Genomic DNA, 26,284 nt, shown 5'->3' on the forward strand with positions numbered 1-26,284 from the left:
TAATCTATTTATATAACCTTACGTGATAACGTAAGGTTATTATTTTTTTAATAGGAGAGGAATTATGAAAAAAGTATTATTAGTTGATGGTATGGCACTATTATTTCGTGCTTTTTACGCAACAAGTGTCTACGGACAATTTATGAAACGACAAGATGGAACCCCTACGAACGGGATTCATGGTTATATGAAACACTTATTAACAGCTACGCAAGCGATCGAACCAACACATATCGTTACATGCTGGGATATGGGAAGTACGACATTTAGAACAGAATCGTTCTCGAATTATAAAGCAAATCGTGCAGCGCCACCAGAAGAATTAATTCCTCAATTCGATTTAGTGCAAGAAATGACTGCGAAATTATCCATTCCAGTTATCGGTATGAAAGGCTACGAAGCCGATGATTGTATCGGTACGCTTGCAAAACAATATTGCAATGAAGCTGAAGTTTATATTTTAACTGGTGATACAGATTTACTTCAACTTGTTGATAAGAACGTTACAGTTATGCTTCTGCGTAAAGGAATTGGAAATTACGAATATTACACACCGGAGAAAATCATGGAAGAAAAAGGTGTAGAGCCGTGGCAAATCGTCCATGCAAAAGCTTTCATGGGAGATACAAGTGATAATTATCCAGGTGTAAAAGGTATCGGTGAAAAAACAGCGTATAAGCTTATTCAAGAGCACGGAACAGTATCCGCTGTACTAGAAAATGTAGAATCATTAACAAAAGCGCAGCGTACGAAGATTGAAAGTGATTTAGAGAACTTAAATATTTCGTTGCAATTAGCACAAATTCACTGTGAAGTTCCAATTTCATGTTTACTAGAAGAGGGATTACACACAATGGATGAAGAAAAACTTAGATTTGTTTGTGAAGAAATGAATTGGGGAAGACCTGAAATATTAATAAATATGCTATAAATAGTTTGGAAAGAGGGATGTTGCATAAGTCGAACTTTGACTTGGTGACACCTTCTTTTTGTTTTTGTAAACAGTATGATAGTAAATAAAATTATGTCGAACTCAATTTTAAATATATAAATGTTTCGACAAGATATAATGATAAAAGTTGATGAAAATAGTGATTTTTGTAATGAAGTGAATTAATTTCAACATAGTTTTAGAGAGTCTTTTTTTCGTGTTCACAAAGTTGTCAGAAAATAAACGAGATTTTCATATGAAGTTCAAATAGAATTCACAACAATCAATTATTATAAGAACACACAGATAATTCTTTATCTTTTATATAAATCATCCCCCAAGGAGGACAATGAAAATGAGAAAAAAAGTGAGAAAATCTTTTAAACAATTATTAATTGAAAATAAACAATCACTATTAAATAATAAAGAAAATATGAAAGAAATTGAAGAGAGAATTGAGAAACGACATGTAGCATATAGTGGTGCCAGTAATTAAATAAAATAAAAAAGATAGCCTATATAGGCTATCTTTTTTATTTTATATTGAAAAAACGCTATTCAGCTCTTTAATTTTGTAAATATGCAAGATATTTTTATAGCGTTTTTCTATCAATATTACTCATTTTTCGAGGTTGAAATTGGTATATACCAATTTTGGGGATTTTCTATTCAAAATATTACAAAAAATGTTACAATACACTCAAATTTATACTATAAAATCATTTTAATATGAAAAATTGGAATGAAAAGAAAGGAGAGGAATATGAATAAAGATGTCGCTTTGAAATGATTATTATCATTTCATTAGGAGTTGATGTAAAAAGATGAAAAGATACGAAGAATTGGACTCTATAAGAGGGATTTCTTCATTAGTAGTAATGATTGGTCATCATTTAATGATTTTTTCAGCATTTCAAAATTACAGTTATGAAGATAATAAACCATTTGTTGTGTATCTATTAAAAGAAACGCCTGCTCGTCTAATTTTTAGTAGTGGTAACGAATCAGTTATTATCTTTTTTGTTTTGAGCGGATTTGTTTTGTATGAATCTATTCAAAAAAACTATAGTAGCTATGGGTCATACCTTTTAAAACGTATATGCAGAATATATATTCCTTATATTGTGGCAATAATTATAGCTATTGTATGCCAGATTACAATTAGTGAATATGGTATTTCTTATTTAAGTGAATGGTTTAATCGCTCATGGACGATTGAAAGTTCTTCAAGCTTAATCGCACAACATATTTTATTGGTTGGGAAATATAATACAGATGCATATAACGGTGTGATTTGGTCACTTGTCCATGAAATGCGAATATCAATAATTTTCCCGTTAATTTTGATGATTTGCTTACGAAAAACGTTAAGGTGTTCATTACTATTATTGTTTAGTTTTAGTATATGTTCTGTCGTAATATTATTTTTGTTTCGCTCGGGCTTAACATTAACAAGCTATGCATTAACATTGCATTACACAGTGCTGTTTTTACTAGGAGCACTAGTTGCGAAGTATAAAAATAATTTAATAGTTTTTTATAGTAATTGTACTAAAAACACGAAAATTGCATGGTTTTTATTTGCGAGTTTACTTTTTATGTATGAAGGGCTTATTGGAGAAATGAAAGTGCTCAATAATTTTATATTTCGAGACTACGTAGTGGCGATAAGTGCATGTTTATTGGTCATATTAAGTTTGTCAATATCAACTTTGTCGTCCTTGCTACATAATAAATATTTGTTATATTTGGGGAAGATTTCTTACAGTCTTTATTTATACCATATTATATCGTTGTTTTCCCTTATATACATGCTCCATGAAATATTACCGTTGCCTATTATTTTAATTTTTTCACTTGTTTTTTCGTTTATACTTGCAATGCTTTCGTATGTATATGTAGAAAAATTTGCATTCGGAGTCGGAAAGTATGTAACAAAACAAGTGGATAGAAGAGAGAAAGGGTTATCTGTAAAGAGTGAATTGCAGGATGTTATTCAGAAAAGGGCGGTGAAATAATTGAAGCAAGAAATGAGTATAAAAGATTTTCAACAATTACTGAAAAGAAGATTCGTAACGATTATTTTAACGATGTGTTGTTTAACCGCTTCTTTAGTTCTTATCTCTATGTATGTTTTAAAGCCGTCATATCAATATTCAACGCAAATTCTTGTTGGGAATTTAGATGAGTTTAATAAGGAAAATTCAACAAATAAAACACAAGAGAATAAGCAACTAGTAACATCGTATGTTGATATTTTAAAAAGCCCATTAATTATTTCAACAGTCAAAAAAACTTTGAAATTAGAGCAATCAAGTTATGAATTAGCACAAAAAATATCGGTTGTGAATACGGACAACTCACAAATTGTAACTGTTACAGTAAAAGATTCCAATCCGAAAATCGTGAAAGACATTGTAAAGACATTGGCAGAGCAATCACAAAAAAGCTTTCAACAGTACACAAATGTACAAGGGGTGAAAGTATTAACTGATCCTGAGTTACAGGAACAGGCTGAAAAATTGTTTCCGAAATTTCAACTGATCATTCCTATTTCTTTAATTGTTAGTTTTTTTGTTGGGATAGGTTTAGCTGTATTTCGAGATTATTTTGATGAACGTATATACACGGAACAGGATTTAGAGAAAATAACAACAGTCTCTGTTATTGGTCACATAAATATGAAACCAAATAGAAAAAAGAAACCTACAGAGGTTGATAAAAAATCATCTATATATCGAGGTGAACATGTCGATGTTTAGGACAAAGAAGCAGCTGCCATTCAATTTGCATGATGATCTGATGAAAGAGCAGTTTTATACGGTGTATCACGAGCTGAAAAAATCCGGAAAACAACTGTTCACAGTTAGTTCAACGAAGGACAGAGGTGTTGTTGCCTCGCTTATAGTAAATATGGGTCTAGTATTTGCGGAAATGAAAAAAAAGGTGTTACTTATTGATGTGAATTTTTCTGACCCTAAACTACATGTATTATTACAAAGTGATCACATGATAACAGTAAACGATATAATAAGCTCTTCCTCCTGCAATTATGAATCTTTTTCTAGTAATTTGTCTAAATACTTATATTGTATTCCTGCAAAAAAAACAGTACATACAGGGACGCCCTTAGTTGCTATGGATGAATTTGATAATGCGATTGCTAAGTGGAAAGAAGATTTTGATTACATTTTCGTTTATTCTTCTGAAGTATTTGAGCTTCCTGCTACGCACATTATTGCAGGGAAATGCGATGGAGTGGTTTTAGCAGTTAAAAAGCGAAAAGATTCACTACGTACAGTGCAAAAAGTAATAGCGGATATAAATAGGAAAGAATGTGAATTAATAGGTATAATTTTATATTCTTGAATGTGGGGGTAACGATCCATGATTCGTGAAACAAATCAAGCCAAGTTGTATACGATTCCGGCTCAAGAAAAGCCTAGCATATTGAATCGAAGTGTAAAACGCTTGTTTGATATTATATTTTCAATCATATTGTTACTATTAACAATACCAATTATGTTGTTCTTTTGTATTATGATTACCTTAGAAACATCAGGGGCTCCAATATACTTTCAAGAACGTTTAGGTATAAACGGGAAGAAGTTTAATGTATTTAAATTAAGGTCGATGGTAAAGGATGCTGAAATGAACGGACCACAATGGGCAAAAGAACATGATCAAAGAATTACAAAAGTTGGATTGTTTATAAGAAAAACGAGAATTGATGAATTACCGCAACTTTTAAACATTTTAAGAGGAGATATGTCTTTTGTAGGCCCTAGACCAGAGAGAGAGTTTTTTTATAATGAGTTTGATGCGTATATTCCAGAATTTAAGGAACGTTTAATAGTAAAACCAGGATTAACAGGATGGGCACAAATAAATGGAGGGTATAATCTTGATCCAAAGGAAAAGTTGAGGCTGGACATGGAGTATATTGAAATGAAAACATTTCGGATGGACATCCGTATTTTATGTAAAACCGTTTTAATTGTATTGAACGGTAATGGTGCAAGATAAATATATATGTAAACAAACAACATATGTAAGTAGGTTACTTGCAAAGGAGAACTTGTATGGGTAGATCTATTCTAAACAATATTATCCATCTATTTTATAGTACGATTTTAGCTAACCTTCTTCAGGCCGTCAGTTTAATTGTTTTAGCAAACTTTTTTAACGCACAACATTATGGGATGTTTAGTGTTGCCATAGCAGTGACGTTTGTTATGTTATTCTTTACAGACTTAGGACTTAGTAATACGTTTCTTCGAGAAGGGGCAAAGGATGGAGCAGATTTAGAGCAGATTTTATCATCGTATATAAAAATAAGGATGATTCTACTTATTTTTATTTCTATCATCGGTTATATTGCTATTCATTATATGTATGCGGATAAAAATTTAATTTATATGATGATAAACGTAATGTTTTTCATGTTAATAGGATTAACTTGGCAAAACATAGGAATTGCCTATTTTCAACTGACGGAACGTATGAAGTATATAGCGCTCATAAAAGTTGTATCAGCATCAGTTGTCATTATAATTACATGTTTTTGTATTTTCGGAGAGTTACCGGTGTATGTAACGGCTCGTTTATATGCTTTTGGGTATATGATCGGTGGTTTATTTAGTATATATATCATGAGAAGAAAGACGAAAATGAATATGAAAGTCGTAATTCATAAAGCGTTATTTTGGCAATTAACTCCCTTTATTATTAGCGGTTTTTTAATAATGAGTACGCCACAATTAGCACCTATCTTGCTCAACTATACATTGCCATTAAGTATGGTAGGTGTTTTTGCAGTGGCGTACCGGATGCCGGCAGCTTTATATCAAGTACCAGGGGTAATTGCAGGTGCGTTTTTTCCGGTGCTCTTTAAGCATTATAACCAGAATAATTTAGAAGAGCATACGAAATTAAATTTGCTTCAAATTAAATCAATGGCGATTGTAGGAATATGTATGACGATCGGTTTATATCATTTAGCACCATACTTTATTTCTATATTTTTTCATGAGGAATGGAGCAATGCAGTAGAACCACTCCGAATATTATCATTTCTTATTGTGCTACAAAGTTTAAATATTGCTATTGCTGACGGTTTAACGACGAGTGGATGTCAAAATAAGAGAACTGTTGTGCAGTGTGTAGCATTGGTGATAGGTGGGGTTATGCTGTATAGCTTTAGTAGTCTTGGTGGAGTGATAGGAGCGGCATACGCTATGGTTTTATTTGAAATAGTCGCTTTAGTGGGATATATAGCAGTGAGTGTAGTGAAGAAAAAAATTGTATTCCAAATTGTAATACCGTATACAATTTATTTTGGTGTAACCTTTATTGGAGTGCAATATATATTGCATACATATCATTTAATTGCGCTTGTTCTTAATATACTAATTGTACTAGCTGCCATATTCCTATATGATTATGAGCTAAAAAAACTTCTTCTTTCTTTTATAAGAAAAATACGCAAAAAGGATTATATTACGAAACAGGGGATATAGCCTATGGAAAATAATATGAAAGTATCGATGGGATGGATTATTCTTCTAATATTATTTGTTATGTTAAGTAAATACAATTTATATATTGGATTTTCATTGAAGATATATATGATTTTTTTAGTCATATATTTTTGTTTAACAATTAAAGACTTTCATATTCAAAAATTATATTTTCATGAAGTTATATTTTTACTGTTTTATTTCATTTATTGTTTAAGTGGAATTCTTTCTATGTATTTAAATGCTAGTATTCGTATGATTTTTGGCGTGCTACTCGTTTTAGGATGCTATTTTATAATGAGGAATTTATTGGGGAATACGGAAATAGTGGTACTTGAATCATCTATTGCTTATGTAGGAGTAGTATTTAATGTTGTAAGTCTAATACTCTATATAATCGGTTTACAATACTTTAGTTTATACGGTGGAGAAGAGAGAGAAATTTTTGCTGGTTTATTAGTTGATAGAGGATATCCACGGTTAATTGGATTGCTAGATGATCCTAACATCTTTATTTTCTATAATACAATATTTTTTATGTACTATATGACGAATTTACAAAATATCACTAACATTCTAGGGTTAATTTTATGTGTTACGACGAGTTTATTAACCTTTTCAAGGGGTGGTATACTAGCGCTTGTGCTTGTCGTTTTTGTATATATATGTATGTCTAGTTTCGCTAAAAAAATAAAAATAATTATAAGTTTAGTATTGTTTAGTGTAGTTATTTTTAGTTTATCAAATAGTGTAATGGGGGGGCAATTAGATGACATATTAAATAAACGAATTTCTGATTTTTCCCATGATAATGGAAGTGGTAGATTTACATTATGGGAAGCTGCTTTTAAATATTATTTATCCAATCCATATATCGGAATCGGTGCTTTTAACTTTTCGAATTATTATGAGTATCAATTTAATGAAAAATTATATGTACACAATACATTTTTAGAAATCTTGTCTGAATCGGGTACAATTGGTTTTCTTCTATATAGCGCGTTTTTATTCATATTAATGTTCAAGCTAGCGCAGCATACTTTGTTTTGTGAAAAACCATATCTTCTATTGACTATGATTGCATTTATATTTCAGATGATGTCATTGTCACTCATTATTAACGAAGCATTCTTTTTATTTTTAGCAGTTGTTGTGAAGTATATTTCAATATATGAAGGAAGGGGAAAGATAGATGGTAAAATGTCTATCAGCACATAACGAGCCGCCTTATGTTTCTGTAATAACACCTTCTTATAATAGTATACGATTTATAGGTGAGACAATTTTATCTGTACAGAATCAATCGTATGAAAACTGGGAAATGCTTATCGTTGATGACGGTTCAACCGACCAATCTGCCACAAAAATTAAAGATATAATAGAAGGAGACTCACGTATTAGGTTATTATCATTAAAACAAAATGTTGGTGCTGCTAAAGCTCGGAATTTAGCGATCCAAGAGGCAAGAGGAAGGTACATTGCCTTTTTAGATAGCGATGATATATGGTTGCCGCATAAATTGAAGACACAATTGTTATTTATGGAAGAAATGAATATTGCTTTTTCATATGCGTCGTATAGTTTAATTGATGAAAACGGTAATGAATTAAATCGTGAAGTGAGTGCACCAAAATCTGTTGACTATCATTATTTAGTAGGAAATACAATTATCGGTTGTTTAACAGTGATGATTGATCGTGAAAAAATTCCATATGTCGAAATGCCTAGTATACAGCCGGAAGATACAGCGTTATGGCTGAACTTATTACATGAAGGGTATGAAGCAAAAGGTATACAGCAAGTGTTAGCAAAATATAGAATTGTTACAAATTCTGTTTCTAGAAATAAAATTAGAGCAGCTTTCCGGTATTGGAAATTGTTAAGGGAACAAGAACGACTGAATTCGGTGCAAATTTTTTACTATTTTAGTAAGTATGCTTATCATGCTTATAAAAAAAATAAAATCAATGTAGTTGGGAAGACGCAATTATGAATATACTGTTGATGACAGATAAATTGATAACTGGCGGAGCCGAGAGCTATTTCTGTAAATTGGAAAGTAATTTGCGTTATGATGATTTTAAGATTTATACAGCTGCAGGTGATGGAGAACTATATGAATCTCTTACTAGAAAAGAAAATTTTATATTACTTAGTCGATGGAATCATTTGAGAAATATTTATTATTTACGAAACGAAATTTGTAAACGAAAGATAGAACTTATTCATGCAAATAGTTTGCGAATGGTATTATATGCTTTTCTACTTCAAAAGTTTATTAAAAAAAAGATGAAAATTGTTTATACGAAACATAATGTAACGATATTAGAAAAAAAAATGCCAACGCTTTTTCGTTATTTCATGAATAAATATGTGAACAATATTATTACAGTAAGTGAGTTTGAAAAGAATAATTTAATTTCAATTCATGTAGCAGAAGAAAAAATAAATACAATTTATAACGGTGTCGATATTGAAAAGTTTTTATTCCAGCAGAAAAAGAAAGAATCTACATATAAAATAGGGATATTAGCTAGATTATCCAAAGAGAAAAACCATCAACTATTTGTCAAAATTGCAAATGTGTTGAAAAAGAGAAATGATTTTATGTTTTATATTGCTGGTGATGGACCAGAGAAAGAATCGATTATGAAAGAAATAGAAAAATATGGATTACAGCAAAGGGTGAAGATGCTAGGGAATATTTCAGAGCCGCATGAGTTTATAGGGAATATGGATGCTTTACTTTTATTATCTTTTCGTGAAGTGTTTCCAATGGTAGTAATTGAAGCGATGGCTACAGGGACACCAATTGTTTCAATAGATGTTGGTGGAATACATGAAGCGGTAATAGATGGAGAATCAGGTGTTTTAATATCTGAATATTGTGAATCTGAATTCGCAAGTGCACTTGAAGAACTACAAGGGGATGAACAAAGGGTAAATGATATTAGATTGAAAGCACGAGAGAAAGCAGTGAGGTATTTCTCGTTAGCTAAAATGATAGAGGAAACGAAAAATATATATGAGTTAAACAAATGACCGGGTAGGTTGTTTGTTTTTTTTATTATAGAAACTTTTAAGAGAGAACTCACATATTATATGAAAAAAGGTAATATGAGGAGTGAATTTATTTTGTCAGAATATATTTCTTCCCAAGAAGATTGTGCGCCAGAAAGTAGCGTTCACATTGATTGTTTTGGCGCAGTTCCAAACTCGGGAAATGATAGCTCATTAGCAATTCAGCAAGCTATTGATTATTGTGTAGCGAATCGAATTTCGACGGTTAGAATTACAGGGGTAAATACGTACAAAATTGTAAAGCCGATTGTTATTAAATCAAACGTAAGATTAGAGTTAGATCCTACCGTAACGCTGCAAATTGATGGGGATTTTAATGCATTTGAGCTACAAAGTAACGCTTCGATAGTTGGTGGTACTATTCAAGTTATAAATACATTGTTTCAATCTGCTGTTATTTATGTTTCTGGTTCACAACAAATCGAAGTACCTAATCAATCTGTTATATCAAATATAAATATAATAAATACAACTTCATCGTATAAAGGAAAAGCTATACATTTTTATTGTCAAAAGGCATGGGATTATATTAGTTTCTTTCAAGTTAAATTTATTCAAATTAAAAACTTTCAAACTGCAATATATTTGAAAACAGAGTATATAGATGATATCAATACACCTTGCTGGATTAACGCTAATGTATTTCAATCTATATTTATTGATGGATGTGTGTATGGGATTGAAGTAGATGGAAATAGTGATTTGCCAAATGAAAGTTCAGGAAATACGTTTCATGATATTCAAGTGCAATGTAGACAACAAACGAAAAAAGTAATTCGTTGTTCAGGTGCGTATAATACATTTGATTGTATGATTTGGGATACGTACCGGATGAGTAGTGAACAGATTGTCATTGAATTTTCTTCTAATTCGCATCGTAACTACCTTTTTTCAAATTTACTTTCTACAACTATTGTAGATAAAGGACAATACAATGTTTGTAAGTCTACCTATGAAGAATCTCTTCGAATTCAGTTACCGATTACGTTAAATAAACCACATTTAATAGGGAATCAAGATGATATTTTAGTAAATGCTCAGCAGAAGTATACGATTAAGCAAGTAAGTGGGAAAGTGCCTTACGGGGGGAATCTCGCAAATTGCTTTAATTTAATAGATGAACAAAGTGTAAACTATATTGACGTTCCAGATAGTAATCCAGTTGTAATTGAACTGGATTTTACGAAAAAACCAATACAAATGTTAAATTGTTTTGGAATGTATTTTGGGTGGGGAGAGAGCCCAAAGAAAATTAAAATTGAATATGCATTAAGCGCAACTGGAAGTTGGGTTATCGCGTTGGATGTTCCATTAAATGTTGGCGATACAATTATATCGAATATGAAGGCGAGTCAGTTATATAAAGTTAGAATTACATTAAGTGGTTATTCTCAAGATCATAAACGTTTTCGAATTAATCGTATCTTTGCAAGATCTTCTATGGAAAATGGGAGTGCTTGGTTAGCGACAACTGGCGGAAGAATGTTTGGAGATATTGAAATAGAGGCAAGTAAAGGTATAATCATGAAGACTGCTAGTGGAGTGAAATGGAAAGTTACTATTAATGAAGCTGGCCAACTTATTACGACTAAAATAACTTGAGATGGTGTGTAATCGTATATCTTTGGACGAGTTACAACGTAGTGGGATATAGGTAATGAAAAAGAGATTGTAATTTGGTTTCAACCAAACTACAATCTCTTTTTTGTTTCAATTACTTCCACCAAATCCAAGTCCAAAGGTAATTTCGCACATTTCGAGGAGTAATGCGAATGAAGCGTTCACCGTCAAAGAAGCAATTTAAATTTGGAAGTGCTTCATCTGGATTTTCTGGAACAAAGGTGACGATGTTTTCGTTACTTGTAACGGTTACTGTAATTGGTGGGTCGGTAGGCGAGACTTGAAGTTGTAATGAAATATTGGCCGTATTTTTAAATGGATTATTAACAGGTGGGCTTATCACTTGTACTGTGAATAACACGATAATTGTTTCGTTTGGTTCCAAATTAGTAGCGACCAGGAAACCGATATTCGGATTCGCTAGTGGAGAGCGTTCACCGTTAATAAAGACAGTGCCATTTATAAAGTGTAAACCTGCTGGAATAGTATCTTGTAAAGAAATATTTGAGATTGAAATTTTGGAAGTATTTGTAATACGTGCCGTGTAATCAAAATATTGATTTAAATAAGCTGAGCTGACGGAAGCATTTTTCGTGACTGTTGCAGTTATAAATTGAATTGGTATACGAACAATATTTGAATTAACAATGAAAGTAATAATTGGATCCTGTGGTGTCAATTGAAAGGCAGCGGTAACTGTTGCAGAATTTATAATTGTACTGTTTGAAGGAATAGAAGTTACGAGAACTTGAAATGTTATAATTGCTACTGAATCTGCAGGTAAAGAGCCGATATTAATACCGGTGTCTGGACGAATATTTGGAACGGGAGTACCGTTAATTGTTACACTGTTTTCTATAAATGTTGTACCAGCTGGAATTGTGTCTATAACGGAAGTGCTGATTGTCGGAATTGGGGAGTGATTAAATACCGCTAATGTGAATGTAATGATATCTCCTATAACGACAATAGATTTGTCAGCTGTTTTTTCAATGTCAACCATCGGATCAACGACTGTCGTTGTAACGGTATTTGTTTGCTTTGTAATCGTAATAGGTGGTTGGATTGGACCGACAATAGGCGTATAGGAAATAGTAGCATCGTTATTGATTGTAGATTGAAGAGTAGAAGAGGAAATTGTCACTTGGAATGTAATAATAACAGATTCATTTGGAGCAAGATTTCCTAACGTAATACCATTTTCCGGATTCGCATTAGGTTGATTGATTCCGTTAATCGTAACACTACCAATAACAAATGTCGTATCTGCTGGTGCTGTGTCTACTAAAAGAAGGTCTTCGATAATGATATTACCATTATTAGTAATCGTGATGGTATACGTTAAAGTTTGACCGGGTAAGGCACTTGTGAAATCAACAGCTTTTATCGCAATGACATTATCATTTTGGACAGTAGTTGTGACGGTGTTTGTTGTAGTCGTATTTGTAACAGGTACGTTATTTGGGTTGACTATATAGTTAAAAGTAGTAATTGCGTTGTTGTTTAGTTCATTTGGTGTTGGAATAGAAGTCACAGTTACTTGGAATGAAACGATAGCATCTCGACCAATAGTTATAGTACCAATTGGTATGCCGCTTACTGGATTCACTCCTGGAAGAGTTTCTCCGTTTACAATGACGCTATTTTCTATAAACGTAGTACCTTGAGGAATAATATCTTGAATGATTACATCATTTACTGCAACATTACCGGTTTGATTTAGTGTAATCGTATACGTTAACGTATCACCAACCGTTGCAAATGCAAGGTCAACAGCTTTATTACTATTCAAATTTGCGTGATTAATTTCTGTTGCGGCAGCTGATGAAATAATAGTTTCGGTAATAGGTGGTCGATCTGGTACCGTGTATTCATATTCAATTGTACTCGTGTTAGAGATTGGATTTGTTTGTGGAATCGAAGTAACCCGTACTTGGAATAGAATGGTTGCTGTCGTATTAGGTGGAATAGTATCAATTTGTATACCGTTAAGAGGGTTGTCATTTGGCCGAGCGTTGCCGTTCACAATAACACTATTCTCTATAAAGCTCGTATTTGCCGGGATAATATCTGTAACAAGAATGTTTTCGACTTGTATATTTCCGTTATTTATGATGGAAATTGTATAAGGGATGATAGTTTGTAAGTCAGCATATTGGATAGGTGTTGTTTTTGTCGCAATTACATTAGCGGAAATAACTTCAGTGAAGGTAATATTGCTAGTCGATATTTGTTCTTCCGTGTTTATTGTATAACGAGAAGTTGATTGATTTTGAACATGACCGCTAGCAGGAAGAGCTACGACGGTAACAGAAAATGTGACTGGGATAGAAATGTTAGGAGCAATCGTTCCTACAAGTATACCTACACTTGGATTGGCGTTAAGCTGAGGAATGTTATTTACTAAAACGCTACCGTCAATAAAGGTTGTTCCATCAGGTATATTGTCTGTAAATACAACAGCAGTGGCATCCGTATTCCCTGTATTCGTTAAAGTTGTTGTATAAGTTAAAATGTCACCAATCGTTACAGAGGTTAAATCAACGGTTTTAAGTGAAACGATATCAGCATCATTAATTTGAACGAAAGTAGTATTGGAAGTAGTAGATTTTTGAATTGGTGCAAAGTCAGGATTGAAAATAAAGTCGTAGACGATGTTTGCAGTATTAGGTGTTGGATTTACAGTAGGTAAATTCGTAACGGAAACTTGGAATGTTATTGTAGTCATTTGACCTGCTGCGACATTAGGAATGGAAAAGCCGATATTCGGATCTGCTGCAGGAAGTACAGTATTATTAACTATTACACTTCCTGGAATAAATACTGTTCCATCCGCTATAGTATCTGTAAAAAAGATGGAGTTAGTTGTAGCCGATCCATTATTTTGAATGAATACTGTATATTCAATGGTTTCATCAATAGTAGCTAATACAGTATTAGCAGATTTTGTAGTAATAAGAATAGCATCAATAAATTGTATGTTTGTAGCATTGGAAGAGGTCGTTTCTGAAATTGGTGGTGTGCTTGGGTCTGGTCGATACTCATAGTGAATGACGGCGATATTATTAATGTTATTTTGTGGCGGTATAGAGACTACGCTTACTTGGAACGTAACAATAATCGTATTATTTGGAAGAATTATATCAAGGTTGATACCGGTAATTGGATTTTCGTTAGGTCTTGGTACGCCATCTACAAGAATGCTATTTGGAACGAATATGGTGCCAGAAGCAATTGCGTCAAGTAGGAGAGTGTTTGTAATAGGTATTGTACCGGCGTTTGTAACTGCGACTGTATATGTGATGATTTGACCGATACGTGTAATGGATCTGTTAGCGGATTTAATTGCACTAACATTTGCCGTTCGCACTTCAGTATTTACTGCATTTGATAACGATCTACGCTGAATAATTGGAGAACTAGGATCAATTTGGTATTCGTACGAAGTGTCTGAAATATTAATGACTGTATTGCCCTCTGGTATATTTGTAAGTTGTACTTGGAATGAAATAGTGACTGTTTCATTTGGTTGTATCGTGCCGAGAGTTACTCCGTTTTCAGGATTCACGCCAGGCTGAATTACATTATTTATTGCTAAGCTATCTTCAATGAATATAGTACCTTCTGGAATGGTATCAATGAACACGATATTGTTAGCCGGAACGGTTCCTATATTTTGAAGTGTATTTGTGTAGGTAATCATTTGCCCGATTGATACGAAGTTTACATCCGCACTTTTAACAGAAATAATATTTGCATTTTGAAGTGATGTTGTAACAATGTTAGAATTTGCAGAGCGATTTACTGGTGGGGCTGTAGGAATACTTACATATTGGTAAGTTGCTGAAGATTGATTTACAATTTCAGTTTCATTCGGTGGATTATTTGTTTGCACTTGAAATAGTATCGTTTTGGAACTGTTTGCTGGAATTGTTCCAATCGGTATTCCGTTTTCAGGATTTACACCTAGCTGAAGGACACCGTTAATTGTGACACTATCGGGAACGAATGTAGTCCCAGCTGGAATAGAATCTGTGAAATTAATATTTATTGCGTCAACATTACCGACATTTTTCACTTCAGAAATATAAAGGATAGTTCCACCGATATCTACAGTTGTTGGATTGGATGTTTTTGTAATTGCCAATTGTGCTTGCACGAAATTTGTAATGACGATATTACTAGTAGATGTTTCAGTAATAGGCGGTTGCCCTGGGTTTGGTTGGATTGTATATGTTGTATTGGATTGATTTGCAATCGATTCTTGGGAGAATGAATCGTTAATAAGAATTTGGAACGAAATAAGGTGAGTAGCGTTTGCTGCTAAAGTAGGTAAAGTAACACCTACATTTGGATTGGCATCAAGTATAGTTGTTCCGTTAAGTGTAAAACTATTTTCTACGAATGTAGTATCTTGAGGGATCGTATCTGAAAATATGAGATTCGTAGCTGGAATATTTCCTGTATTTTCTAGTGTTATTGTGTAAGTCAAAATATCACCTGTTGTTGCTTGTTGTGCATTGACTGCTTTTAAAGAAAGGATAGTCGCATCCGAAATTTGTGTGAAAGCAGGATTAGACGTAATTGTTCGAGAGATGATAGGAGCAGTTGGATCGGCGATAAAAGTATAGTCAATACGGGCTGTATTAGAAATTGGGTTTACGCTTGGAATAGATTGAACGATAACCTGGAATGTTACAGTGACGTTTTCTGACGGTGCGATGGAGTTTAATGGTATTCCTGCGTTAGGATCGGCACCTGAAACGGAAACGCTATTAATAGTTACGCTATTCGAAATAAATGCAGTTCCTTCTGGGACCAAATCTGTTAAAGTAACTGTATTTGCAGTAGTATTCCCGTTGTTTTGAATGACTACGGTGTAAGTGATTGTACCGTCAGTAGATTGTACGGGAGAATCTGTACTTTTAATTACGGATAACGATGCATCAACAACAGCTGTATTAACCGTATTAGACGAGGATGTTGCTGTAACAGGAGGTTGACTTGGATCGACAATATACGTGTAACTTGTAAGTGCTTGATTTATAATTGCTCCTTGCGGTGGAATAGAACTTGCAAGAAATTGGAACGTAATAGTAGCGGAATCACCTGGTGCGATAATACCAACGGGAATACCGAGAGTTGGACTTGCATCTGGAAGTGAAATCCCGTTGAGCGTAACACTATTTGGAACAAATAATGCTCCTTCAGGAACTCCGTTAATGAGTAATACAGAGTTTGCAGGGAAGTTTCCAGTATTCATTAATGTTGCTGTATACGTAATTACATCCCCGATAGACACAATTGAACGATTTGCTTGTAAAACAGTTGTAACAGTCGCGTTATTAATTTTTGTTGAAGCGCTATTAGAATTTATCGTGCCTGTAACAGGAGGAGAGGCCGGATCAACGATGAATGTGTATTGAATAGATGCTACGTTTGTAATCGGATTTGAAGGTGGAGTTGATGTAACTATGACTTGGAAAGTAACGGTTAAGGAACTACCTGCGCTAATTGTTCCGATATTCACTCCGTTATTTGGATTTGCACCTGGAATGGTACTTCCATTTACAGCAAAACTATTTTCAACAAAGGTTGTTCCTGCTGGAACTGGGTCTGAGAAATTTACATTCGTAGCGTTTGTATTGCCGCTATTTTGAATCAAAACTGTATAAGTGATCGTATCTCCAATATTTGCAAAGGCTGTATTAGCAGTTTTTACAGCTGAAAGTATTGCTGTATTAATAGAAGTAACGAAGACATTCGTTTCCACATTGCCAGGCTGAGCCAGTAATGCATTGCCTACGTTATATTGGAAGTTAACAAATCCTAAGTTTTGGAGTTCAGGTGTGAACGTTGTTGGATTACTTACGATTTGTACTTGGAATATGATTGTAACAGTTTGATTTGGATTGATTGTATTTATGCCAACACCGTTAATAATCGAAGCGGATGGTAATGGAGTGCCATCAACAATAACTGATCCTGCAACAAATTGTGTCCACGATGGTAAAGGGTCTGAGAATATAGCGTTGTTAGCAGGAATATTGCCTGTGTTCGTAATAGTCGTTGTATACGTAATCGTATCACCAATCGTTGCAAAAGTTTTATCTCCTATTTTAATAGTATTTAAAATAGCACTTTCAATTTTTGTTGTAACGTTGTTAGAAATAATATTTTTTGAAACTGGAGGATTAGCTGGATTAACGATATGTTGAAAGCTAACGCTAGCTTGATTAGTAATTGGATTTATAGGCGGAATTTCATTGGCGATAATGTTAAATGCTACGATGACAGATTCGTTTGGCGCGATATCACCGATTGGAACGCCTGTAATGATATCTGCATTTGGGATGCTAGTTCCGTTCAGTGTAAAGCTATTCGGTTCAAAGGAAGTTCCGTCTGGAATAAGGTCGGTAAAAATAACATTTGTTGCACTCACATTTCCGCTATTTGTAATTGTAACGGTGTAGGTAATATCCTGCCCGATATCTACCGTAGATACATTTGAATTTTTTTGTGCAGTAAGGATAGCGCTATTAATTTGTGTTGTCGTTGTATTAGATTGATTAGAAGTTGTAATAGGTGGCTGGCTAGGATCAACGACATAATGATATGTGGTAGAAGCAGAGTTAGAAATGGGATTAAGTGTTGGAAGTGTAATAACAGTTGCTTGGAATGTAACGATTGCCGTATTACCACCATTAATGGAACCAATATTTACACCAGTTGATAAATCGGCGTTTGGAATGGTTTGCCCATTAGCTGTGAAACTATTTGGAACGAAACTTAAATTGCTATCAAGAATATCGATAATAGTTACATCAGTTGCGGTCACATTCCCGGTATTAGGAAGGTTAAGTGTAAATGTTATTGTATTACCAACATCCGCAAAAGTAAGATTTGCTGTTTTGGTGCTAATAATAGTTGCGTTGTTTATTTGAAGGAGTGTAGTGTTGGAAGTAGCTGCACTTGAAACGGGAGGATTAACAGGATCAACAGTAAATTCATACGTCGTTGATGCTGTATTTGGTACTGGGTTACTAGGGGGAATGCTGTTCACTGTAACTTGAAAGACGATACTATATATTTCGTTTGGTGGAAGTGTTGCAAGTAATACACCTGTATTTGGATCCGCGTTAGGTTGTAAAACGCCATCGACAGTTAATGTGTTAGGAACAAATGTGAGTCCACTTGGTAATGTATCTGTGAATACAATATTAGTTGCATCGGTATTGCCTACATTGGTAATAGAAGTAGTATAAAAAGCAGTTTGCCCGATATCTGCAAAGGATACACTTTCATTTTTCGTCATAGACAATATTGCTTCGTTAATTTGGGTTGAAACAGGATTACTAATTGAAGTTTCTGCATCAGGTGGTGAGACTAATTGATACGATGTTGATGAGAAATTTACAATTGGGTTTTGGTTTGGTAATGATGTTACAGTAACTTGGAACGAAACTGTTACTGTAGTCTCGGCTGTTATTGTCCCAATATTCACACCGTTCGATGGATCCGCCCCACTTTGAGGAACTCCGTTAATAGAAAATGTGTTTGCAATAAATGTAGTGACGCTTGGCACTGTATCTGTAAATATAACATTTTGTGCAGATGAGTTTCCATTGTTTGTTAAAATGACAGTATAAGTGAGTGTGTCTCCAATACGACTAAAGGATTTATCGACTTGTTTTAATGAAAGAATGTTAGCTGTATTAATCGTAGTAAACATTGTGTTTGAAGTAACGTTTCTTGAAACAATCGGTGCATTTGGATCAGCGATAAATGTGTAAGAAGCAGTAGCGGAATTGGCTACAGGATTTTGGTTTGGTGTAGAAGTAGCAGTAACTTGAAATGTGATAGATATTGAGTTGTTAGGAGCAATTGATCCGATTGTTATACCTGTATTAGGATCGAGTCCGATGTGTGTACTGCCATTGATTGTGACACTATTCGGAATGAACGTTGTGCCGTCTGGAATAAGATCAGTGAAAGTAATATTCGTTGCATTTGTATTGCCATTATTCGTTAAAATGGTTGTATAGGTAATGGTATCACCTAGTGTAACAATTGTTTGATCGACCGATTTTGCCATCGTTATCATAGCATCTAGTACCGGGTTTGTAACGATATTCGTTGAAGTAGAAGTTGTAATAGGAGTTCCGTTTGGATCGACAGAATAAGAATATAAAATTGTGTCATTACCCATAATTGAACTTGAAGGGGGAACAGAAAGAACATTTGCTTGGAAAGTAACGGTTACTGTTTCACCAGGAGCGATATTTGGTATAGTTACTCCAAGTGCTGGTTGCGCACCAGATTGCTGAACCCCATTTATTTTGACTGAGTTTGGTATAAAGGTAGTGTTAGCTGGAATTGCGCTCGTGAACGTTATATTCGTTGCAGTCGTATTTCCTGTATTTGTAATAGTTGTTGTATACGTAATCGTATCTCCAACAGAAATGATAGATTTATCAACGCTTTTTTGGGTCGTTAATATTGCACTATTAATTGTTGTTGAAACAGCATTAGATACGTTCGTTTGTGTTACGGCAGGTTGGCTAGGATCAACTACATGTGCAAATTGTACAGAACTAAAATTAGAAATTGGATTTATACTTGGAATGTTTGTAACAAGTACGTTGAGAGTAATCACGGCCGTTCCATTTGGGTTTATATTTCCAATCTGAATCCCGTTAGATGGATTTCCGATTTGCTGTGTACCAGAATTGTTTGTAAGAGTGCCAGATATGAATGTCGTCCCATCAGGTAAAGTATCCGTGAAAATTATATTTTGTGAAGTGACATTTCCAGGGTTACTTAATGTAATTGTATAAGAAATTGTATCACCAATCGTTGCGAAAGTTTTATCTACAGATTTGATTGCCACAATTTCTCCAGAATTTATTTGTGTCGAAACAGAATTAGATGTCGTATTTCGTGAAACAAGTGGTAAATTAGGTCCTGTCATAAATTTATAATCAATAGAAGCGCCGTTTACAACCGGTGAGTTTGGTCCGCCTGGTCCAATTGTGAAAATTGGATTTGGAATGCTAACTACTTGCACACGGAAGGTAACGTTTATAAAATCTCCGGCAATAATATCCCCAATCGGTATCCCATTCGCTGGATTTACTCCAGGTAATAAAACTCCGCCTACTCGAACGCTATCTTCTATAAATACTGCGTTATTTGGAATCGGATCTGTAAAAATGATATTCGTAGCAGTTGTGTTCCCTACATTTTCTAATAAAACTGTATATGTTAAAAATGAATTTCCAGGTGCAATGTCAGAAAATAGTCGATCCACACTTTTCGTTGCTTGAATAATCGCTTCGTTAATTTGAACTAAAGTTGGATTACTTGTAGCTGTTTCTGTCACCGGGGGCTGGGTAGGATCAACAATGATCGAGTATGTCGTGCTAGACTGGTTCAAAGTTGGGTTTGTAACTGGTATTGAGCCAACGATAGCTTGAAAGCTAATTGTTGTCGTTCCTCCAACTGGAATTGAGTCTAAAGAAATCCCGCTATCTGGTCTAAATCCAAGTTGTGGGATGGTATTAATTTGTACGCTATCAGGAACGAATGAAAGTTCAGGTGGTAATATATCGATAAAAACAGGTGTGTTTGCGGCAGTATTTCCGCTATTGGTGAGGGTAGTTGTATACGTAATTGTATCTCCAACAGCAACAAAAGCACTGCTTGCAGTTTTTGTTGCGATAACAGAAGCAGTATTTACTTGTGTAAAGGTTTTATTAGATTGAACTGTTCGTGAAACTGGCGGTTCATTTATATCTACAATAAAGCTATATTGAAGCGATGATTTATTCGGGATTGGATTAGGGTTTGGAAGTGTTGTAATGTTTACTTGAAAACTGAGTGTAGCAGATGCATTTGAATTCAAGTTACCAATATTGATACCGTTTTGTGGATTTGCATTCGGAACGGTTACACCATTTATCTTAAAGCTATTTGGGATAAAGGTAGTACCGTTTGGAATTGTATCAGTAAAAATAATGTTGTTCGCAGTAGTATTTCCGTTGTTTGTAACAGCTGAAGTGAATGTAATTGTATCACCAATTGTAGCGAAAGTTGTACTAGCGCTTTTATTTATTACTAAAGTAGCGTCAATAATTGGTGTAACTGTTGTATTTGTTACGGTGCTACCAACAGCAGGAGATTGGTTTGGATTTACGGTATATTCATAATTTACAAGAGCATTATTTGTTAATGTGCCACTAGGTGGTATCGCTAAAATTTGTGCTTGAAAAGTAATGAATACAGTATCTCCTGGCGAAATATCTGCCAAGTGAACACCAAGTGATGGATCTAATCCTGGTTGTGGAATATTATTGATCGTTACGGAGTTTTGGATAAATGAAGCTCCTGCACCAAGCCCATCCGTTAAAACAGTTGCACTAGCAGGGGTATTACCTGTATTTGTTACTGCAATCGTATAAGTAACGATATCTCCAATTGCAGCATTCGGTGTGTTCACTGATTTTGTAGCGATAATCGTAGCGTTATTAATTTGAGTTGTTATTACGTTACTTAACGTATTGGCGGATGCTGGAGGTAAGTTAGGGTCTATGACGTACTGGTACGTTGTATTGCTTTGGTTCGGGATTGGATTTGGGTTCGGTATAGAATTTACTTGTACTTGGAACGAGATGATCGTATTTGCATTCTGATTTATTGGATCGATTGCAATTCCGCTTGCTGGATTGACATTAGGCAGTGTATTCCCATTTACAGTAACACTATTAGGAATAAACGATGTTCCGTTTGGAATTACATCTGTAAATATTACATTTGATGCAAGTGTGTTCCCGTTATTCGTTAAAGTAGTCGTGTACGTAATAATATCATTTACGTTAGCAAACTGTTTATTTGCAGATTTAGTAGCGGCAATTGAGGCGTTATTAATAGTTGTCTGTACAGTGTTAGAAGCAACCATCTGCATCACAGCAGGTTTGGATGGATCATACGTATATTGGAATGTTGTGCCTGATTGATTTGTAATTGGGTTTACAGCAGGGATAGTTGGTACAAAAACTTGAAATGCAACGGTGCGTGATGAATTCGCTCCTATCGTACCAATTGAAATGCCGGTGGCAGGATTTGCGTTAGCTACAGGGACATTATTAATCGTTACAGTATTAGGAATGAAGAGGGTACCCGCTGGAATGATATCTGTAAACGTTACATTAGCAGCAGGGATATTCCCGTTATTTGTTAAAATAGTTGCATATAGTATGACATCACCGACATCAGCGAAGTTTGTACTCGTTAGTTTTGTAGCAACGATATTAGCAGTATTAATTTGTGTAGTTACTATATTACTAGCAGCGTTTCTAACGAGAGCAGGTAAATTTGGATCAGCGATAAAGCTATATTGAAGTGAAGCGCTGTTTTGAATTGGGTTTGGTGAAGGTAGCCCATTTGCACTTATTTGAAAAACAATCGTTGCAAAACCACCTGAAGGAATGGAGCCGACTTGAAGACCGGTACTAGGGTCTGCACCTTGTTGTAAAGTACCACCTATAAAAATACTATTTGGTACGATAGTGGAGCCATTAGGGATTATATCGGTAACAATAACATTATTTGCTGTAGTATTGCCAAGATTAGCTAAAGAAATTGTATATGTGATTGGTTGCCCGACATCGGCGATAGTTAAATCTACTTCTTTGACAATCACTACATTTGCTAAATTAATTTGTGTACTTACAGTGTTACTTACAGATGTTTCTATAGTTGGTGGATCGCCCGGATTTAGAATAAAGCTATACTGTGTACTAGATGAATTTAATGTCGGGTTTTGTGTTGGTAAAGAGGTGACGGTTACTTGATAAGAGACAGTAAGTGAGCCATTAGCAGCAATGGAAGGTAGTGGAACACCTATATTTGGATCTGCGTTATTTTGGAGTACACCATTAATAAGAAAAGTGTTTGGAATAAAGGTAGTACCGTCTGGATTCGTATCTACGAAAGTAGGACTATCAGCAGTAACACTTCCTGCATTCGTCAAAGTAACAGTATAAGTTAATGTATCCCCTACGGTAGCGAACGCTCGATCCACTGTTTTGGCTGAAATGACATTTGCATCGTTTACTTGAGTAAATGTAGTAGTTGAAGTAGTGTTCTTACTTACAGGTGAAGCGTTTGGATCAACGATAAAGTTATAGGAAATGGAAGCGCTATTTGAAATAGGGTTTGGATTTGGAATGCTAGTTATTACTACTTGGAATGAAGCTGTAATTGTAGTATTAGCATTGATGCTACCAATATTGATGCTAGCTGGTGTTGCGCCTGGCTGAGTAACACCGTTAACTATAACGCTGTTTGGTACAAAGGCGGTTCCATTCGCAACTGAATCGGATAGTAATACATTGTTCGCTGCAACATTCCCATCGTTCGTAAGAGCGAAGGTGTAAGTTAATACATCGCCAACTTCCGCAAACGTTTTATCTACAGATTTATTAGCACGGAGATTTGCTAGTCTAATTGTTGATGCAACAGAATTAGAATTTGCTGTTTTTGAAGTCGGTGGCAAACTTGGATTTACAGTATATAGATAAGAAGCGAAGACGTTATTAATGATAGGATTTTGGGTCGTAATATTGATGACTGTTACTTGGAAAGAAAGGGTAACAGTAGCCCCACCAGGGATTGTGCCGATAGGTAAAGCAACGAGAGAATCTACATTTTGTAAAACTCCGTTTAGTGTTACAGTACCAGGAGTCAATATCGTTCCGTTTGGAAGTGGATCTGTTAGTTGCACGTTATTAGCGGCTGTATTTCCACTGTTTGTAATAAGGATTGTATAACTGATTGTTTCACCAATTGTAGCAAATTGTTTATTTGTTGATTTTGTTAATGTTACATTCGCATTGTTAATTTGAGTGGAAACGAGATTCGAAGAAATATTTTTTGTAACAGGTGATTGGCTAGGATTGACAGTATATTGATAAGAAGCGCTTGATCCGTTAGATACGAAATTTGACGTGGGTATTGTGTTTACTACTACTTGAAATGCAACATTTTTTGTTGTGCTGCTTGTTATGGATCCAATGTTCACGCCGGTAGCGGGATTTGCGCCCACTTGTGTCGTGCCATCTATTGTTAAACTGTTTAGAACGAAAGTTGTTCCAGTAGGGATGACATCTGTAAAAATAACATTGTTCGCATTTGTATTACCTGTACCTGTAAAGGAAACGGTGTACGTTAGTGTATCACCAATATCTGCAAAATTTTTATCTACTGCTTTCGTCATTGTTACAGTAGCATTATTCACTTGAGTGGAGACAATATTTGTCGTATCAGTCCCACTTACTGCTGGTTGATTAGGTACAGGAATGTATTGATATGTTGTTGTTCCACTATTTAATATTGGGTTTGTTTGAGGGATAGAAGGAACGAGCACTTGGAATGAAATAGTAGTAGTGGAATTTGCGGCAATTGAACCAATTGTTATACCATTAGCGGGATTTGCGCCAGCTTGAGTAACTCCGTTCACAGTTACACTCCCTGGAATGAAAGTAGTCCCGCTAGGAATCGGATCCGTATATATCACATTCGTTGCAGCGATATTTCCTATATTAGCTAAGGCAATACTGTAAGTTAATGTTTCACCAATATCGGTAAAAAGTTTGTTAACTGATTTTGTTCCATTAATATCTGCAAGGTTAATTTGTGTTCCAGCAGAGTTACTTGTTGCAAGACCGTTAAAGGTTGTTCCTCCGGCAATTGGTGTATATTGAAATGTAATATTAGCAGTGTTAGAGATAGGGTTTTGACTTGGGAGAGAAACGACAGTTGCTTGGAAAGTTACTGTACGAGAAGCACCATTATTAATTGTTCCAAGAGATATACCAGCCGCAGGATTTACATTTGTTTTTGGTACGTTATCTACTGTTACAGTGCCAGGGATAAAAGAAGTACCGCTAGGGAGACTATCTATAAAAATAGCGTTATTGGCAGGAAGAAGCCCGGTGTTAGGGATAGTAACTGTATAAGTGAGAATATCTCCAATTGCAGCAACACTTTTATTTACGTTTTTCGTTGCTTGTATATTTGGGGAGTTTATATTAATTTGTAAGCCGACTGTATTTAACATATATGCATCTCCGTTAGTAGTTAAACGGATTGCGGCGGATACTTGTGAGTTTGTTAAATAAGGAGAAATATCAATGGAAGTAATGTCCCAGCCCTGTCTTCCTGCGGAGATGTTTGTACTTGTAGAAGCACTTTGATTTCGCGTTCCAAATGTCCCTGTTGTATCTAAGTTTCCTGCAGCATTATTAACTTGAGAACCGAAAAAATTATTTATAGCATTGTTTGGTCCAGATAAAGCATTTAATGAACTGAAATTTGGTCCAAATAAAGCTTGATCCCCGGTTAAATCTGCATCTCCTTCGGTAGAACTTAAAAATAATCTCCCGCTTACTGGTCCTCCTGAAGGTGTTAAAAATCCAGAAACAGATACATCGGCACTACCAGTTTCTGCAGAAACACGGTTACCAGCTACATAAATGGTTAAGTTTCTTGCTGGCAATGTCCCGTTTTGATAAGCAACGATAAGCGTCCATCCAGCCGAATTAATTGTTCCATTAGAAGCATCTATAGGATCTACAAGTCCAGGAACCGCTCCTGTAGTATAGGAACCAGCACCTCCCGCTTGAATAAGAGTTGTTACGTCTGCTGAACGAGTGTAAAAGCCAAATGTAATAGAGTTTGAAACGAAAGTTTGATTTGAAGCCGTAACAGCTGAAGGAGTAATCGAGTATGTTGAAACAGGTGTTGTAAAAGAAACTGGGTTTCCTAATACACTTGTAATGTTTTGATCACGAGATAAATAGTTTCCACCCCAAACGAGTTCTGCGTAAAGAATAGTACTACCAGCAGGGATATTTAAAATAGCGGTAGAACTATTTTGTGTATAGTTTAATGTTGTACCAGCAGGAAAAGTAGTTACTTGTAAAGCAGTATTCGTAGTTGCGAATGCACCAATTGCCCCGATTGTACCAGCACGGTTTTGATTGCTGATTTTACTTAAGCCTAAAGTATTACCTGTAATAGCGAGTGCGCCGTTAGTGGTGGTAGAAAATCGATTCGTAATGGGCATGTTGTC

12 protein-coding genes are annotated in these 26,284 nt (G+C 34.9%); 11 read left to right on the top strand and 1 reads right to left on the bottom strand.

Translation table 11 applies throughout. The features are described from left to right. Positions 1 to 64: 64 nt before the first annotated feature. From DN399_RS07820 to DN399_RS07870, 11 genes are all read left to right on the top strand, one after another. A complete protein-coding gene (locus DN399_RS07820; RefSeq protein ID WP_000757069.1) occupies positions 65 to 931 on the top strand; it encodes a 5'-3' exonuclease in 867 nt (288 codons plus the stop codon). 355 nt (positions 932 to 1,286) lie between these two features. After that, positions 1,287 to 1,427, top strand: coding sequence for an FbpB family small basic protein (locus DN399_RS07825; protein ID WP_001228048.1), 141 nt, complete (start codon positions 1,287 to 1,289; stop codon positions 1,425 to 1,427). Positions 1,428 to 1,755: 328 nt separating this feature from the next. Next, positions 1,756 to 2,949 (top strand): acyltransferase family protein, encoded by a 1,194-nt coding sequence (locus tag DN399_RS07830; RefSeq protein ID WP_088363425.1) that lies wholly within the window; start codon positions 1,756 to 1,758, stop codon positions 2,947 to 2,949. Then, the gene (locus DN399_RS07835; protein WP_149149435.1) at positions 2,950 to 3,693 is read left to right on the top strand and encodes a YveK family protein; all 744 of its coding nucleotides are present in this window, start codon (positions 2,950 to 2,952) and stop codon (positions 3,691 to 3,693) included. It abuts the gene before it with no gap. After that, complete coding sequence (locus DN399_RS07840; protein ID WP_149149436.1) at positions 3,680 to 4,300, top strand: CpsD/CapB family tyrosine-protein kinase; 621 nt, start codon at positions 3,680 to 3,682, stop codon at positions 4,298 to 4,300. Before DN399_RS07835 ends, DN399_RS07840 begins: the two co-directional genes overlap by 14 nt. An 18-nt stretch (positions 4,301 to 4,318) precedes the next feature. Beyond that, the gene (locus tag DN399_RS07845; RefSeq protein WP_000617648.1) at positions 4,319 to 4,957 is read left to right on the top strand and encodes a sugar transferase; all 639 of its coding nucleotides are present in this window, start codon (positions 4,319 to 4,321) and stop codon (positions 4,955 to 4,957) included. Between the two features lie 56 nt (positions 4,958 to 5,013). Next, positions 5,014 to 6,450 carry an oligosaccharide flippase family protein gene (locus tag DN399_RS07850; protein ID WP_006928695.1) on the top strand — a complete coding sequence of 479 codons (1,437 nt, stop codon included), beginning with the start codon at positions 5,014 to 5,016 and terminating at the stop codon, positions 6,448 to 6,450. A gap of 3 nt (positions 6,451 to 6,453) precedes the next feature. Next, positions 6,454 to 7,668, top strand: a complete 1,215-nt coding sequence (locus tag DN399_RS07855) for an O-antigen ligase family protein (protein WP_149149437.1) — start codon at positions 6,454 to 6,456, stop codon at positions 7,666 to 7,668. Next, a complete protein-coding gene (locus DN399_RS07860) occupies positions 7,643 to 8,443 on the top strand; it encodes a glycosyltransferase family 2 protein (RefSeq protein WP_000237682.1) in 801 nt (266 codons plus the stop codon). Before DN399_RS07855 ends, DN399_RS07860 begins: the two co-directional genes overlap by 26 nt. Beyond that, on the top strand, positions 8,440 to 9,492 hold the full coding sequence (locus tag DN399_RS07865) for a glycosyltransferase family 4 protein (RefSeq protein WP_149149438.1): 1,053 nt from the start codon (positions 8,440 to 8,442) through the stop codon (positions 9,490 to 9,492). Before DN399_RS07860 ends, DN399_RS07865 begins: the two co-directional genes overlap by 4 nt. A 93-nt stretch (positions 9,493 to 9,585) precedes the next feature. Beyond that, complete coding sequence (locus DN399_RS07870) at positions 9,586 to 11,133, top strand: glycoside hydrolase family protein (RefSeq protein ID WP_140421636.1); 1,548 nt, start codon at positions 9,586 to 9,588, stop codon at positions 11,131 to 11,133. A gap of 112 nt (positions 11,134 to 11,245) precedes the next feature. Here DN399_RS07870 and DN399_RS07875 read toward each other — a convergent pair whose 3' ends face one another. After that, complete coding sequence (locus DN399_RS07875; protein WP_149149439.1) at positions 11,246 to 26,278, bottom strand: DUF7507 domain-containing protein; 15,033 nt, start codon at positions 26,276 to 26,278, stop codon at positions 11,246 to 11,248. Positions 26,279 to 26,284: the final 6 nt, after the last annotated feature.

Source organism: Bacillus sp. AR4-2 (genome assembly GCF_008274865.1).
GTDB classification, from domain to species: Bacteria; Bacillota; Bacilli; order Bacillales; family Bacillaceae_G; genus Bacillus_A; species Bacillus_A cereus.

What these genes read in the sequence shown, in the direction of transcription:
- DN399_RS07845 (WP_000617648.1), top strand. Translation starts at nt 4,319, where the DNA reads ATGATTCGTGAAACAAATCAAGCCAAGTTGTATACGATTCCGGCTCAA.
- DN399_RS07865 (WP_149149438.1), top strand. Translation starts at nt 8,440, where the DNA reads ATGAATATACTGTTGATGACAGATAAATTGATAACTGGCGGAGCCGAG.
- DN399_RS07820 (WP_000757069.1), top strand. Translation starts at nt 65, where the DNA reads ATGAAAAAAGTATTATTAGTTGATGGTATGGCACTATTATTTCGTGCT.
- DN399_RS07875 (WP_149149439.1), bottom strand. Translation starts at nt 26,278, where the DNA reads ATGCCCATTACGAATCGATTTTCTACCACCACTAACGGCGCACTCGCT.
- DN399_RS07840 (WP_149149436.1), top strand. Translation starts at nt 3,680, where the DNA reads ATGTCGATGTTTAGGACAAAGAAGCAGCTGCCATTCAATTTGCATGAT.
- DN399_RS07860 (WP_000237682.1), top strand. Translation starts at nt 7,643, where the DNA reads ATGGTAAAATGTCTATCAGCACATAACGAGCCGCCTTATGTTTCTGTA.
- DN399_RS07830 (WP_088363425.1), top strand. Translation starts at nt 1,756, where the DNA reads ATGAAAAGATACGAAGAATTGGACTCTATAAGAGGGATTTCTTCATTA.
- DN399_RS07825 (WP_001228048.1), top strand. Translation starts at nt 1,287, where the DNA reads ATGAGAAAAAAAGTGAGAAAATCTTTTAAACAATTATTAATTGAAAAT.
- DN399_RS07855 (WP_149149437.1), top strand. Translation starts at nt 6,454, where the DNA reads ATGGAAAATAATATGAAAGTATCGATGGGATGGATTATTCTTCTAATA.
- DN399_RS07850 (WP_006928695.1), top strand. Translation starts at nt 5,014, where the DNA reads ATGGGTAGATCTATTCTAAACAATATTATCCATCTATTTTATAGTACG.